General features: G+C 66.8%; 14 protein-coding genes. 9 read left to right on the forward strand and 5 right to left on the reverse strand.

Features of this window, described 5'->3' with window-relative positions; translation table 11 throughout:
- Positions 1-3 precede the first annotated feature (3 nt).
- From paaI to FFS20_RS13975, 3 genes are all read right to left on the reverse strand, one after another.
- Entirely contained in the window at positions 4-570 is a 567-nt protein-coding gene (paaI, locus tag FFS20_RS13965) for a hydroxyphenylacetyl-CoA thioesterase PaaI (protein WP_095375254.1), read from the reverse strand.
- A 198-nt stretch (positions 571-768) separates the two neighbouring features.
- Positions 769-3540, reverse strand: a complete 2772-nt coding sequence (locus FFS20_RS13970) for a CDP-glycerol glycerophosphotransferase family protein (protein WP_171007089.1) — start codon at positions 3538-3540, stop codon at positions 769-771.
- A gap of 16 nt (positions 3541-3556) precedes the next feature.
- Positions 3557-5215 (reverse strand): stealth conserved region 3 domain-containing protein, encoded by a 1659-nt coding sequence (locus FFS20_RS13975; protein WP_095375252.1) that lies wholly within the window; start codon positions 5213-5215, stop codon positions 3557-3559.
- Positions 5216-5662: 447 nt separating this feature from the next.
- On the opposite strand from FFS20_RS13975, the gene paaA reads away from it, so the two are divergent.
- The 9 genes from paaA to FFS20_RS14020 all read left to right on the forward strand — a co-directional run bounded on the left by paaA (position 5663) and on the right by FFS20_RS14020 (position 13401).
- Positions 5663-6673, forward strand: coding sequence for a 1,2-phenylacetyl-CoA epoxidase subunit PaaA (paaA, locus tag FFS20_RS13980; RefSeq protein WP_095375251.1), 1011 nt, complete (start codon positions 5663-5665; stop codon positions 6671-6673).
- Positions 6670-6987 carry a 1,2-phenylacetyl-CoA epoxidase subunit PaaB gene (paaB, locus tag FFS20_RS13985; RefSeq protein WP_095375250.1) on the forward strand — a complete coding sequence of 106 codons (318 nt, stop codon included), beginning with the start codon at positions 6670-6672 and terminating at the stop codon, positions 6985-6987. Before paaA ends, paaB begins: the two co-directional genes overlap by 4 nt.
- Positions 6988-6998: 11 nt before the next feature.
- Positions 6999-7976 carry a 1,2-phenylacetyl-CoA epoxidase subunit PaaC gene (paaC, locus tag FFS20_RS13990; RefSeq protein ID WP_095375249.1) on the forward strand — a complete coding sequence of 326 codons (978 nt, stop codon included), beginning with the start codon at positions 6999-7001 and terminating at the stop codon, positions 7974-7976.
- 5 nt (positions 7977-7981) lie between these two features.
- Positions 7982-8506 carry a 1,2-phenylacetyl-CoA epoxidase subunit PaaD gene (gene paaD / locus FFS20_RS13995; protein ID WP_137826461.1) on the forward strand — a complete coding sequence of 175 codons (525 nt, stop codon included), beginning with the start codon at positions 7982-7984 and terminating at the stop codon, positions 8504-8506.
- Between the two features lies 1 nt (position 8507).
- Positions 8508-9617 (forward strand): 1,2-phenylacetyl-CoA epoxidase subunit PaaE, encoded by a 1110-nt coding sequence (gene paaE, locus FFS20_RS14000; protein ID WP_212743346.1) that lies wholly within the window; start codon positions 8508-8510, stop codon positions 9615-9617.
- An 86-nt stretch (positions 9618-9703) separates the two neighbouring features.
- On the forward strand, positions 9704-10870 hold the full coding sequence (locus FFS20_RS14005; RefSeq protein ID WP_137826445.1) for a thiolase family protein: 1167 nt from the start codon (positions 9704-9706) through the stop codon (positions 10868-10870).
- Positions 10871-10983: 113 nt separating this feature from the next.
- Positions 10984-11715: an enoyl-CoA hydratase/isomerase family protein gene (locus tag FFS20_RS14010; RefSeq protein WP_137826463.1), complete on the forward strand. Its 732-nt coding sequence runs from the start codon at positions 10984-10986 to the stop codon at positions 11713-11715.
- Positions 11712-12608, forward strand: coding sequence for a 3-hydroxyacyl-CoA dehydrogenase family protein (locus tag FFS20_RS14015; RefSeq protein ID WP_137826446.1), 897 nt, complete (start codon positions 11712-11714; stop codon positions 12606-12608). The genes FFS20_RS14010 and FFS20_RS14015 overlap by 4 nt, the downstream gene beginning before the upstream one ends.
- Before the next feature lie 16 nt (positions 12609-12624).
- A complete protein-coding gene (locus FFS20_RS14020; protein WP_137826447.1) occupies positions 12625-13401 on the forward strand; it encodes an enoyl-CoA hydratase/isomerase family protein in 777 nt (258 codons plus the stop codon).
- A 3-nt stretch (positions 13402-13404) separates the two neighbouring features.
- Here the strand turns inward: FFS20_RS14020 and FFS20_RS14025 are convergent, their stop codons facing one another.
- Positions 13405-14145, reverse strand: coding sequence for a TVP38/TMEM64 family protein (locus FFS20_RS14025; protein ID WP_223289823.1), 741 nt, complete (start codon positions 14143-14145; stop codon positions 13405-13407).
- A 46-nt stretch (positions 14146-14191) separates the two neighbouring features.
- Complete coding sequence (locus FFS20_RS14030) at positions 14192-14800, reverse strand: DUF998 domain-containing protein (RefSeq protein ID WP_137826448.1); 609 nt, start codon at positions 14798-14800, stop codon at positions 14192-14194.
- Between the last annotated feature and the right edge of the window lie 7 nt (positions 14801-14807).

The raw sequence follows: 14807 nt of genomic DNA on the forward strand, positions 1-14807 counted from the left end.
GGGTCAGGGGGCGGCGTCGGGCTTCGGGGCCGGAAGGGTGCGCGAGCGGCCGCGGTAGACGGCGATCGTCTCATCACCGCGCTTGACCTCGACGTCGTAGATGCCGGAGCGGCCCTGCCGGACGACCTCGCGGCCGTGGGCGACGAGTTCGTCGCCGACGCGGGTGGGCTTGAGGAAGGTGATGTCCCCGCCCGAGGCGACGGTGACCGATCCGGGGTAGTTGCAGGCCATCGCGAACGTCGTGTCGGCGAAGAGGAAGATGTAGCCGCCGTGGGTGATCTCGTGACCGTTGGCCATGATGTCGGTGACGGTCATCGAGCACTGCGCCCAGCCGGGTCCGTGATCGTCGAGAGTGATCCCGAGGTGCTGGGAGGCGCGATCGTTGGCGTACATCGCCGCCGCGCCCGTGTGCGCTTCATTGCCGATGCCGGGCGTGCTTCGCTCAGGTGAGGCGGATGTGCTCGCCGAGGCTGCGCTTGCCGAGGCTGCGCTTGTCGAGGCGGCCGGAGCCGGGGGTGCGGCCGTGTCGGTGCGGGCGGTGTCCGTCGCGTCGATGTCGGCATGTGCCATGTCGGGCTCCTCCTCGAGTCGCTGCGCTGCAGGGTCGCCGTCTCAGACGTGCCGCACGGCGGCAAGAGAATAAACGACCATCTGGTCAATAAATATCGTTGTGATCGGCGTCTCTGTCAAGTCAGCGAAGTGGCGGCTGACTCCGAATGGAGCGGACAAGCGCGGGCACATCATCGGTGAGAACAGGAGACTCCCACCTCAACCTGTGGGTGCGGTCTCCGACAATGTCTCTTCTGAGCTCGTGTGCACCGGCTCTGTCGTTGCATGCACGGCGGCATCTGCCTTCGGTTGGGACTCGACGGCCAGGTGAGAGACATGTTCGGATTTCAGTGATCGTTCGGCTCGTGAAAGGTCGTCGAGGTATCGGGTGGGCTGTGCCGTCGGGTTTGGTCTGAGCGCGGTTCCGTCCTTGGGCGAGACCACTTTGAGGGACCGGGCAATCGCCTTGTAAGTGCGCTCGCAGTTCCCCGTTTTCGGGAGGGTGAACGTTGCACTCCGTCGCCGGGCGAATTCGGCGATACGAGGATCGTCACCCGAGACGAGTGAGACGATCGCTGCGACTGCCTCGGAGGCGGTGGACACAACTGGACCGAACCCATCATTGTCGAATGAGAAGTAACCGGGTCGAGCAGTGTGCCCACCCCCGTAGATGTTGTCCACGTCGAACTGGAAATACACCACCGGGCGGTCGATGAACGCAGCGTCGAAGGCGACTGACGAGGTGTCGGTCACCATGAGCCGCGAATCGACCAGTGCACTCTGAAAGTCCATGTCGGCATGGCGAACCAACTCGACGTCATCGGGAAGATCCCGCTGCTCGATGTGCTTGTCGATTGACGGGTGAGGCACGAAGCGGAGGCGCAGATCGTGTTTGCCGGCGAAGTCGCGGAGTTCCTGTGAGCGCATCAGCGCCGACCATTGGAGCCACCAGTCGGATTGCCGGAGGAGATCTCCGCGTCGCGAAGGATCATCGATCGTGGCAAGGGCGTCGACAAGTCCTCTTCGCCACGTCGGCATGAAAGTGATCGTTGATGAAGGCGAATCCTTGCGGGAGGCGTCGAGCAAAGCCAGCCGATCATAGCGCGGCATTCCTGTCATCATCGTTTCCTTGTTGCTGAGGGCGTACGCGCCTCCATCACCAACGATCGACTGATGTTCCGGCTCAGTTGTTGTCACCACCAGCCGGGGAGTTTTTGTGTTGAGCCAGCCTGAGAGGTCGTCCTTGGTGACTCCGTGTTGAAGGAAGACGTGATCCCATTGCGGTTGACGTCCATTGCTCAGTTTGAACGGGTGGGTGAGATTCCGTTCGATGTTCGACGACACGAGCAGTTCGGCGTTGAGGCACAGAGCTTTCCACAGGCGCGAACCGTGAGCGATAAGCCGGTCCACTCCTTCGGCCTTGAGCCGGGCCCAATCGGGAGAATCCTTGTCTAGGACGAACCAGGCATTGCAGTTCTTCTGCGAGCTGCGTACATACTTGAAAAGGTGCTCGGCGTTGTCGCCAGCCTTGTCCATGCGGTCCATGAACACCCAGGCATCCTTGAACTTGCGACGGAGCCGAGGTGAGTCAGCGAGCGCAGTCGTGATTCGATCGTCGATCGACACGTTCCGGTGTCTCCGGGTCCGTGAATGTGAGCGTGTGGCCCGATCCCGCGGTGCAGGGCCGCGCTTCTCTGCCCGCGCTGGACGAAGTACGAATTGCTTTGGCGTGGGCAGAGATTCTGTGATGGGCACGTCCATCCCATTGAGGGAGATCGTGATGGTCCCGCGGGCGCTCACCCAGAGGATGCGTTCGAACAACAGCGGGCGACCGAGATACTTCATGGCGCGGGTTTTGGCGTACATCGGCTCCGCCTCGAGTCCACGGAACTTCAGCACCTCATCAGGGCGTTCGCCTGTGAACCGATAACGGAGTTTGACGAGCTTCTTCTTTGCGTCGAACTGTTGAACTTGCACGAAGTCCCAAGACCAATCGGATCCCGAAAAGCCATGGAGAAGTGTTTCTCGCTGTGAGTGTGAGACCTTGATGAGATCGAAAGCTTCGATCAGTGGGGTTTCGATATGACTCCGTACCTCAGCCATGATTTCGCAGAACTCTTCAGCGACTGCCGATGAGAGGTGACCTGTCTTCGGAAAGAGTGACTCCTCCGATCGCAGAATCCAGAACACTTCGTAGAGGACGATGTTCTGCAACCAGAGTGGAATCGGACCGGATGCCTTCGCTCGCTTCAGAAGCTCGAGCAGGCCGTAGCGCAGCACATCCGTGTAGCGTCGAGGATCCGCGGAGCTTGTCTGCAGGGACGAACTGCCATCGGCTCGGCGGCGGTAGATATAACGGGCAACAGCGTCGAAGACGATTTTGCGAGAATCGCAGGCCAACAGGTAGCTCTGAATGAAGTGGGCGTCTTCGAACACGGGGCGAATGCGGGGATCAAAGCGCAGACCGTGCCGTTCAACCCGATCTCTGAGGAAGAACGCCATTGTGGAATGAAGTGTGATGTTTCGGGGGAAGCGATCGATATCGACCATCTGCGTACCGCCCTGGAACCGGAAACGCAGCGGGTGAGTCTCCCCGATTTCGTTTCGCGCTTCCCAGAAGTCGATGAGTCGGCACACCACCATGGAAGGAGTCTCATCGCCGTTCACGTCATCGTGAACTGCGGCGAGGTATTCGGGTTCAAGGATGTCATCGGGGTCGGGGAAGCTCACCCAGGAACCGCTTGCGTGGTCGAGGCCGGTGTTCCGGGCTGCTGCCTGCCCCGCGTTCGCCTGGTGGATGACCTCCACCGAATAGTCGGTGGTCGCCGCCCAGGCTTCGATGATCTCCGCGGAGGAGTCCGTCGACCCGTCGTCGACCAGCACCACCTGGACTGCGCTGTGATCGAAGGTCTGCTCATCGAGGGAGCGCAGGAAGTCGGGCAGGTACTGCTCGACGTTGTAGACGGCGGAGATCAGACTGAATTGCGGCATCGGAGGCTGGTGTCCTCTACTTTTCAAAGGTGCTCGGGAGGGGGAACTTCTCATCGAGGAACCACCTGACGATCTCATCGAGGTGGTCCTGCATGTCCGGGGAGGAATCGGTGTCGTTGAGGCAGAGGACATCGAGATCCCTGCGACGAAGCAGACGTCGCATGTAGAGCTCGGCGTCCGGGCGCGAGATGTCCATGTATGCGTACCGAATCCCGGAGTCGATGGCCCTGCCCTGCGCATACGCGTGGAAGTGGTAGAGCGCCGAGGCGATGGAGTAGTCATCGGGGTGCCGGAACTTCGATCGGGCCACGCTGTCGAACAGATCCTGATGTGACTCTTCGAACTCGGTCATCACCGACTTCAGCTGCGGATGCGGGGTGTGCTTGAACTTGTTGCCGACACGCCTGCCATGCTCATCGAGCATGAACTGACGACCGTGCTTGGCGGCCGACAGCACGGGGAGGTCCCGAGCGGTCGGTTCGGCGAGGTCGAGAGGGGCAGTCGAGGGGAAGAAGCGCGAAAGCCCGCTTCCGGTGAAGAACAGATCGGGTTCGGTCGGGCGCATGAAGAACAGATCATCGTTCATGTAGACGTAGTTCTCGCTCAGCCCGGGGATGTGATGCAGCTGTGATTCGATCGCATGCGAATTGAAGACCGGGAGATTTCCGGGCTCAGTGAAGATGTCGCGATGGTCGATGACCGTCAGCTTCGGATGATCGACGTTGAGCCAGTCGGGAACCTGGTCGTCGGTGACGAGGTAGATGTGGTTCGCCCAACTCGCATACGACTCGACTGATCGCAGGGAATAGAGCAGCTCTTTGCGATCGGCGAACCGTGAGTCGGACACCGCCGACTTGTTGATGGTCTCCCCGGTGAGAGCCGCTTGGGCCTGCAGCTTCTTCCACAGCCATGTCGGGTCGGAGCCGTTGACCCAGGTGTAGACGAGATCGACAGGACCGTCGATCTCGTACAGATCCGGAGCACTCGGCTGAGCCGTTCGGTTGCCGTTGGCCAGCGAGGCAGCCCAGTCAGCCGGCGTGAAGTACTCGACCAGGGTGCGCGGCTGAGTGAGAACGCGGTGAAGAGTGCCGGGTACATGCCACGAGCCGTCGACCCGGGGCTCCCGGGGACCGAGGTCGGCCCAGGCCTCGACGATGATCGTCTCATTCTCGGTGTTGAGGCGTCGGCCATCGGGTGCTGCGGCAAGGCGGCGACATTCGATGGCGGCGACAACACCGGGATCGTGGCGCATCTTCTGCAGACCGATCGACGACGAGAACTGATCGCGGAAGACCTTCGCCCAGCCGTTCTCCGGTGTCAGTCGCGCGACTGCGGCGAGGACGCGCCGGATCTGCGAGCGCGGAACGACAAGTCGTGTCTTCTCGCGTGACCTGCGCGGGAGTTCGACGAAGTCCACCTGTGCGGCGGCGAGGATTGCGCGGACCTGGGCAAGATTCTCGGCTCGGGCGGCCCGGGAATCATGCGCCTGATGGGCCACCGCATCCGACGACCGTGGCGAGCGATTGCGCACCGTCGACCGCACTCGCTGCTGCCATTCGGTCTCTCCGTGACGGACTTCGGAGAGCAGGAGTTTCTGCTGGTCGCTGAGTGCGTCGACCATGGTTCTGCGGAAACCGCCGACGACGGTATTCACCTTCGACTTCAGCCCGTTCACTGGCAGTACCTCCGCAGGTCATTGTCACGTCACTTTCAATTTAATGCGAAGTCATCTTTGCACCGCGGATTGACACGAGCAAATCAGGTGTAGTGGATCACGGGAATCGCCTGGATTCTGAGCTGTAGTCCGACGGGGAGAGCAGAAAAACAACAATGCTTGCCAATTCATGCTGTGCGCCCATGTTTCCAGAGGTGAATCCCGCTCGATACTCGGCGCGGAATCGAGCGGGAGCCACCTCCGGGGCAGTCGGGTCGTCAACGACTGTCCGCCGCGGCGCCTGAGGATTGATCGGCCGCTCGCCTCAGGGCGCCCTGCTCGTCAACGACTGTCCGCCTCGGCGCCTCGCCTGCGCGGGGTGACCTATTGCGTGCGGGCGTGGGGTATGCCACACTGGTGGAGAACTTTACAGAACAAATGGTCAGTAAATGGTCCGATGGAGTGGTCATGACAACTGAAGCACAGCTCGAGGCGCAGTTCGCCGACACGATCGAAGCCAAGGATCGCATCGAACCGCGCGACTGGATGCCCGAGGCCTACCGCAAGACGCTCATCCGGCAGGTCGCGCAGCACGCGCACTCGGAGATCATCGGCATGCAGCCGGAGGGCAACTGGATCACCCGCGCCCCCTCGCTGCGCCGCAAGGCGATCCTGCTCGCGAAGGTCCAGGACGAAGCCGGTCACGGCCTCTACCTCTACTCCGCCGCCGAGACCCTCGGTGCCAGCCGCAACGAGCTCACCGAGAAGCTCATCGCCGGCAAGCAGAAGTACTCGTCGATCTTCAACTACCCGACCCTGTCCTACACCGACGTCGGCACGATCGGCTGGCTCGTCGACGGTGCCGCGATCTGCAACCAGGTGCCGCTGTGCCGGACCTCCTTCGGACCCTACGGTCGCGCGATGATCCGCGTGTGCAAGGAGGAGTCCTTCCACCAGCGTCAGGGCTACGAGCTGCTCATGACGATGATGCGCGGCACCGACGAGCAGCGGGAGATGGTCCAGGAATCCGTCAACCGCTTCTGGTGGCCGGCCCTGATGATGTTCGGACCCCCCGACGACGACTCCCCGAACACCGCGCAGTCGATGGAGTGGGGCATCAAGACCCACACGAACGACGAGCTGCGCCAGAAGTTCGTCGACATGTCGATCCCGCAGGCCGAGGCCCTCGGCGTGACGTTCCCCGACGAGAACCTCAAGTGGAACGAAGAGCGCGGCCACTACGACTTCTCGACGCCCGACTGGGACGAGTTCTGGTCCGTCGTCAAGGGCAACGGCCCCTGCAACGACCAGCGCATCGCCCACCGCAAGCGCGCGTGGGACGAGGGGGCGTGGGTCCGCGAGGCTGCGCTCGCCTTCGCTGAGCAGTCCGCCGAGGCGGCCGCCCCCGCACAGACCGGCAGCGCCCCCGGACAGACCGGCAGTTCCCCCGCGACGACGACCGAGGAGACCGCGAAATGACCGACACCACCTCGGCGAATACCCCCCGCGCCCGCGGCGAATGGCCGCTCTACGAGGTCTTCGTCCGCGGCAAGCGCGGCCTCAACCACGTCCACGTCGGCTCCCTCCACGCCCCCGACGACCAGCTCGCGCTCCGCCACGCCCGCGACGTCTACACCCGCCGCAACGAAGGCGTGAGCATCTGGGTCGTGCGCTCGTCCGACATCACCGCGTCGAGTCCCGACGAGAAGGACCCGATGTTCGCCCCCAGTGGCGACAAGGTCTACCGGCACCCGACCTTCTACGACATCCCCGACGATGTCCCGCACATGTGAGTGACGAGCAGATGACGAACGAACCCAACGCCCCCAAGGTCCACGTCGAACACGACGAGGCCGGCACGACCGTCGACCACGACTCGCACGAGAGCGCCTACTCCGGTCTCCTCGTCAACGACGCCCACTGGGCCTTCGGCACCGACTTCGAGGACCCGCTGGCCGGCGTCGACACGACCGTGCCCGAGGGCGTCGACCCGGCCGCGCTCGCCGCCTACTGCCTCATGCTCGGCGACGACGCCCTCGTCTTCTCCCAGCGCATCTCCGAGTGGTGCTCGAACGCCCCCGACCTCGAAGAGGACATCGCGCTCGCCAACATCTCCCTCGACCTCCTCGGGCAGGCCCGTCTCCTCCTCGCCCGCGCCGCCGCAGCCGACCCGAGCCTCGTGCCCGAGCTGCCGGCCTCCTCGCCGGTGCCCGATGAGGACCGGCTCGCGTACTTCCGCGACGACATGGCCTTCCGCAACGTCCGGCTCGCGGAGGTCCCCAACGGCGACTTCGCCGAGGCGGTCGCGAAGATCCTCATCTACTCCACCTGGCGCCTGGCGATCTTCGAGCGCCTGACGGACAGCCGCGACTCCGTGCTCGCGGCGATCGCGGCCAAGGGCGTCAAGGAGATGTCCTACCACCGCGACTTCTCCGCCCGCTGGGTCCTCACCCTGGCCCGCGGCACCGAGGAGTCCCGGGCCCGGCTGCTGACCGCCCTGTCCGGCCTGTGGCCGCTGTGGGCCGAGCTCTTCGAGACGCACCCGACCGAAGCGGTCGTCGCCGCGGCCGGCATCGGCGTCGACCCCGCCGCGGTCGAGGACGAAGCCGGGGTCATCCTCGACCAGGTCTTCGCCGCCGCCGGCATCGACCGTCCCGACCGCGGGGCGCTCGCCGGCGTGCGCGGCAAGAAGGGCCGCGACGGCCTCCACACCGAGGCGCTCTCGCGCATGCTCGCCGAGATGCAGGTCGTCGCCCGCGCCCACCCGGAGGGACAGTGGTGACCGCGATGCCCCTGACCCCGCTCACCGACGGCGCCGAGGCGGTCGACCGCGCCCGTGCCGCCGCCGCCCGCGTCACCGACCCGGAGATGCCGATGCTCACGCTCGTCGACCTCGGCGTGCTCCGGGACGTCACGATCGAGGACGATCACGTCGTCGCGACGATCACCCCCACCTACTCGGGCTGCCCGGCCATGGCGACGATGCGCGATGACCTCCAGCGCGAACTCCAGGACGCCGGCTTCCCCGATGCGGAGATCCGCGTCTCGCTCACCCCTGCGTGGTCGAGCGACTGGATCACCGAGGAGGGACGGGCCGCACTCGCCGGAGCCGGGATCTCCCCGCCCGGGCAGGCGCCCCGCCGCCAGGGCCCGGTCGCACTCACCCTCATGCCGACCCGCCGCGCCATCGTGTGCACCCTGTGCGGATCCGACGATGTGGCGCTGACCTCGGAGTTCGGGCCGACCGCGTGCAAGGCGATGTACCAGTGCCGGACCTGCCTCGAACCCTTCGAACACGTCAAGGAGATCTGAGATGACCGAAACGCTGGGTGCGAACACGCCGACCTCCGCAGCCCCCCAGTCCGGTGACCGCACGGGCTTCCACCCGCTCACGGTCGCCTCTGTCGACCACCTCACCGAAGACTCCGCGGCCGTGACCTTCGACGTGCCCGCCGACCTCGCCGAGCTCTTCGACTTCGCCGCCGGCCAGTCGCTGACCCTGCGCCGGATCATCGACGGCGTCGAGCACCGCCGCACGTACTCGATCTGCGCCCCGGCCGGCACCGCCCCGCGCATCGGCGTGCGCGAGATCCCCGACGGACTCTTCTCCCAGTGGCTCGTGCGCGACGTCCGCCCCGGTGAGACGATCGAGGTCCAGCCGCCCAGCGGCAGCTTCCAGGCCGACCCCAGCCTCGGCGGAAAGCACCTGTGCATCGCCGCCGGCTCGGGGATCACCCCGATGCTCTCGATCGCCACGACCGTGCTGGCGAACCCCGACGCCTCGGTGACCCTGCTCTACGGCAATCGCTCGACGAACACCGTGATGTTCGCCGAGGAGCTCGCCGACCTCAAGGACGCCCGCAACCAGCAGCTCGACCTCGTCCACGTCCTCTCCCGCGAACCCCGCGAGGTCGACCTCTTCTCCGGCCGCCTCGACGCCGACAAGCTGCGTCAGCTGCTGACAATGCTCGTGCCCATCGACGACGTCGACCACGTGTGGCTGTGCGGCCCCTTCGGCATGCTCAGCGACTCCCGTGCGGTCCTCGACGAACTCGGGGTGCCGAAGGAGAAGGTCCACTTCGAGCTCTTCTACGTCGACGAGCCCCCACCCGAGGTCGTCCACGCCGACAAGGTCCTCGAGGGGGCGACCTCCGAGGTCACGGTCATCCTCGACGGACGGCGGACCACCTCGGCGATGTCACAGGGCATGACGATCCTCGACTCCGCGCAGGAATCGCGGTCGGACCTGCCGTTCGCGTGCAAGGGCGGCGTGTGCGGAACCTGCCGGGCCAAGGTGTGCGCCGGTGAGGTCGACATGGTCCGCAACTACGCCCTCGAGGACGCCGAGGTGGCCGCGAACTTCGTGCTCACCTGCCAGACGTTCCCCGTCAGCGACGAGGTCACCATCGACTTCGACTCCTGAGCCCGATTCCGCAGGATGACCCGTCCGCACGTCCGGCCGGGCACCGCGCTACGATCATCACGTCTGACCCGAGAATAAGGAGCACCATGCCTGAGGCTTACATCCTTGACGGACTGCGCACCCCCATCGGCCGCTACGGCGGAGTGCTCGCCGATCAGCGGCCCGACGATCTGCTCGCCACGACGCTGAAGGCCGTCGTCGACCGCACCGGGATCGACCCGGCCGACATCGACGAGGTGATCATGGGGGCGGCGAACCAGGCCGGTGAGGACAACCGCAACGTCGCCCGCATGGCCGTGCTGCTCGCCGGGCTGCCCGTCTCCGTGCCCGGCTTCACCGTCAACCGCCTCTGCGCCTCGGGCCTGACCTCGATCATCCAGGGCCGGGCGATGATCGCCGCCGGCGATGCCGACGTCGTCGTGGCCGGCGGTGTAGAATCGATGACCCGCGCCCCATGGGTGACCGAGAAGCCCTCACGGGCCTGGTCGAAGCCCGGCAAGACCTTCGACACGTCGATCGGCTGGCGCTTCCCCAACCCGCAGTTCGACGAGGACACGACGCTGTCGATGCCGGAGACGGCCGAACGCGTCGCGCAGCGCTGGAACCTCACCCGCGAAGAGCTCGACGCCTTCGCCTACGCCTCCCACCAGAAGGCGCTCGCCGCGCAGGCCGAGGGGAAGTTCGACCCGGAGATCATGCCCGTAGGCGACGTCACCGCCGATGAGGGCCCGCGTGCCGACACCACCCCGGAGAAGCTCGCGAAGCTGCGCACCCTCCACGGCCCGGACAGCGTCATCACCGCCGGCAACTCGTCGTCGCTCAACGACGGTGCGGCCGTGACGATCCTCGTCTCCGACCGCTACGCGGAGAAGCACGGACTCACCCCGCGGGCCCGCGTCGTCGCCGGTGCCAGCGCCGGCGTGCCGCCGGAGATCATGGGCATCGGCCCCGTGCCCGCCTCGGAGAAGGCGCTCGCGCGCGTCGGCTGGAGCGTCGACGACCTCGACGCCGTCGAGCTCAACGAAGCCTTCGCCTCCCAGTCGCTCGCGTGCATCCGAGACCTCCACCTCAACCCGGAGATCGTCAACGAGTTCGGCGGGGCGATCGCGCTCGGCCACCCGCTCGGCGCCTCCGGCACCCGCATCACCCTCACCCTGCTCAACCGCCTCGAGCAGGGCGAGGAGAAGCGCGGACTCGCGACGATGTGCGTGGGCGTCGGGCAGGGCTCGGCCGTCCTCCTGGAACGCGCATGAGCGAGCAGGCCGGCACGGGCGCAGGGTCTGCGGCGCCTGCGGGCGGGGACTCCGCGACGCAGGCGGGCGCGGACGCAGGCTCACCGCTGCTCGTCGAGCGCGGGGAGAACCGGATGATCATCCGGCTCAACCGCCCCGAGGTGCGCAACGCCATCGACCTGCCGATGGTCGAGGCCCTCCACGAGGTGTGCGCCGAACTCGAAGCGCACCCGCAGGTCGCGATCATCACCGGCACCGGGGGGACCTTCGCGGCCGGCGCCGACATCGGACAGCTGCGCGAACGCCGTCGCGACGACGCCCTGGCCGGCATCAACTCGAAGATCTTCAGCCGCATCCTCGACCTGCCGATGCCCGTCATCGCGCTCGTCGACGGGTACGCCCTCGGCGGCGGGGCCGAACTCGCGTTCGCCGCCGACTTCCGCATCGGCACCCCGAGCACGAAGATCGGCAACCCCGAACCCGGCCTCGGCATCCTCGCCGCCGCCGGTGCCGCCTGGCGGCTGCGGGAGCTCGTCGGGGAGCCGCGGGCCAAGGAGATCCTCCTCGCCGGTCGCACCCTCAACGCCGACGAGGCCAGGGCCATCGGCCTCCTCAATGATGTCGTCGACCCCGATGAGCTCGAGGTCGCCGGCGAGGCGCTCGCCGACCGGATCGCGAGCTTCGCGCCGCTGGCCGTGCGACTGACGAAGTCGGCCTTCCACGCCCCCCGCGAGGCCCACCCCCTCATCGACAACATCGCCCAGGCGGTGCTGTTCGAAACCGACGAGAAGTTCGCGCGGATGGATGCGTTCCTCGCCCGCCGCGATGCGAAGAAGCAGGCGAAGAGAGAGGCCGGTCACGAGTGAGCGAGACGACGACCCCAGCAGGCACAGGAACCGGCACGGTCGAGGCGACCGCCTCGGCGACGGACCGGGCACACGTCCCCGACACGGTCGGCGTCTACGGCGGAGGCCGGATGGGGGCGGGCATCGCCCACGCCTTCGCGACCGCCGGCGCCCATGTCATCGTCATCGAGAGCACCGAGGAGACCGTGGCCGCGGCCCGCGACCGGGTCGACGCCTCGATCGCGAAGTCCGAGGCCAAGGGCATCGCGGTGCCCGGCCGCGTCGACGTCGTCCGCGACCCCACCCTGCTCGATGAGGCGCTGCTCGTCATCGAAGCCGTGCCCGAGGACATCGAACTCAAGCGCACGATCCTCGCCGCGATCGCGAAGTACGCCCCGGCGGCGAGCATCGGCACGAACACGAGTGCCTTGTCGATCGACGAACTCGCCGCCGCACTGCCGCGTCCGCAGGCGCTCATCGGCCTCCACTTCTTCAACCCGGTGCCCGTCTCCGACCTCGTCGAGATCGTCGTCGGCTCCCAGACCTCACCGCAGCTCGTCACAGCGGCGGCGAACTGGGTCGCCGGCCTCGGGAAGACCCCGATCACGGTGACCGATTCACCCGGCTTCGCCTCCTCCCGCCTCGGCGTGACACTCGCCCTCGAAGCCATCCGCATGGTCGAGGAGGGCGTGGCGAGCGCTGCCGACATCGACACCGCGATGACGCTCGGGTACCGGCATCCGGCCGGACCGCTGAAGACGACCGACATCGTCGGACTTGACGTGCGCCTCGGCATCGCCGAACATCTCGAGCGCGAACTCGGACCCCGCTTCGCCCCGCCTCAGCTGCTGCGCGACAAGGTCGCAGCCGGGGAGCTCGGTCGCAAGACCGGCAAGGGCTTCTACGACTGGTGACCTGGAAGGACAGCCGATGACCGAGATCAGACTCGACGTCCGCGGACCGATCGCCGAGATCGTCCTCGACGGACCCGACTCCCGCAATGCGCTCACCGCCGACAACCTCGGTGAGCTGGCGGCCGCTGTCGGCAAGGTCGCCGAGGCGACGCCGGGCATGCGCGCCCTCCTGCTGCGCGGGGAGGGGAAGGTCTTCTCCTCCGGGCGCGACATCTCCGCCGTCGACGTCGCCACCGACGACGCGTACGCGTTCCTCGAGGAGTCGTTCACCCCGGTGTTCCGCGCGATCAGGCGGCTGCCGATCCCCGTCGTCGCACAGGTCCAGGGGGCCGCGCTCGGGCTCGGCTTCGGGATCGCGGCGGCCGCCGACATCATCTACGCCGCCGATGACGCGAAGTTCGGTTCGCCGTTCGCCGCGATCGGCGCGATGCTCGACTCCGGCGCCCACCACGTGTTCCTCGATCGGGTCGGCTACCACCGGACGATGGACCTCATCGTCACCGGTGACTTCATGACCGGCGCCGAGGCGGCAGCGAGCGGGATCGTCTCCCGTGCGGTGCCCGCGTCCGAACTCAGCGACTTCGTCGCGACGAAGCTCGAGCGCATCGTCGCCGGACCCGCCGAGGCGTATGCGATGGAGAAGAGCTTCGTGCAGAAGCTCGTCGATGACCGCCCGCGCATCGCCGAGGTCCTCGAGGCCGAGGCGAAGCTGCAGGAGGCGGCCCGGCAGACACCGGACTACGTCGAGGGCTTCCGGGCCTTCCAGGAGCGCCGCACCCCGAACTTCGGGTGAGCCTCAGCTCGAGGCGGTGGCCCCAGGCTCCGGTCCGTCCGGCGGAGGCGCGGGTGCGGAGTGCCTGGTCCCGCGCCAGCGGCGGAAGGACAGGATCGTCAGTCCGCCGACGAGCAGCCACGCCACCGCCACGGCGATGCCGTTGAGGATCGTCGGGTCGCCGATGAACGCCCCGATCGCGACGAGGGAGAGCTGACCGGGCAGGGACGAGATGACGGTGGCGATGACGAACGTGCGATTGTCGATGCCGAATGCGCCGCTGCCGTAGTTGACCGGCCAGTACGGGAACCCCGGCATGAGCCGGAGCGTGGCGACCGCGTAGAGGCCACCGCCGCGGAGCTGGGATTCGACCGCCTCGGCGTGGGAGCCGAGCATCTTCGCAGCCGTCTGCCGTCCGAGCACCCGGGCGACCCAGTAGCCGGCCCACCCGCCGAGGACGACCCCGATCATCGACAGCAGCGTGCCCAGCGGCAGGCCGAACGCGAGTCCGCCGGCGACGGCGACGATCGTCACCGGGATCGGAGTCGCGGCGACGACGGTGTAGAGGAGGACGAAGAATCCGGCGCCCCAGACCCCCGCCTCGGCGATGTCCTCCCGAAGATCACCCGGGCCGGGGAGGTGGACGTTGATGACGAGCCACAGCCCGGCGAGGATGACGAGCGCAAGGGCGAGATTGCGCAGGATCGAGCCCCAGGGAAGGCGCGGGCGGCCGCGCCTGGCGGGTCCGGGATTCGTCAGCGGCACGGGTCGAGTGTACGCCTCGCGGCCCAGCGGACGTCGCTCGCGGCGCTCACACGGCCAGCAGCGCGAGCCCGAGGGCGACGAGGCAGTAGAAGACGCTGACGGAGAGGATGAAGATCCGCTCGGAGATGCCGAAGACCTTCGGCCGCAGGCGCTTGACGATGAGGACGAGCACGCTGATGGCCAGGGAGAGCGCGGCGATCCACCCGATGACGGTCAGGGTGGTGCCGAGCCAGGCCGGTCCGGTGCCGGCGAAGAAGCGCGAGAAGTTGCCCATGCACGCGTAGCTGATGGCGAACCATGCGATCGCGAGCAGATAGTGGAGCCGGCCGATGAGCGTGGGCGCCTCACCCTCGAGCGTCGTCGGGGCGAACGGGAGGACGGCGAAGATCACGGCGAGGACGATGAGGGCGATGACGATGCCGGTGGCGTCCGACCAGTCGGGGACGCCGGTGGCCACCGCGGCGGCGAGCAGGGCCCAGAAGATCGCGGTCAGCCACGTCATCACGCTGCTCAGCCGCCTGGTCGGACCGACCGCGTAGTCGCTGACGGCATGGCCGACGATCGTGTAGTCGCTGGGCACGAGGTGGAGGGCGATGAAGACGCCGAGGCGGGCGAGGCCGAAGACGAGCGCGAGAAGGGCGAGGGACAGTGCCATGGGTGCT

It is taken from the genome of Brevibacterium sp. 2SA, from assembly GCF_005502845.1.
Taxonomy (GTDB): domain Bacteria; phylum Actinomycetota; class Actinomycetes; order Actinomycetales; family Brevibacteriaceae; genus Brevibacterium.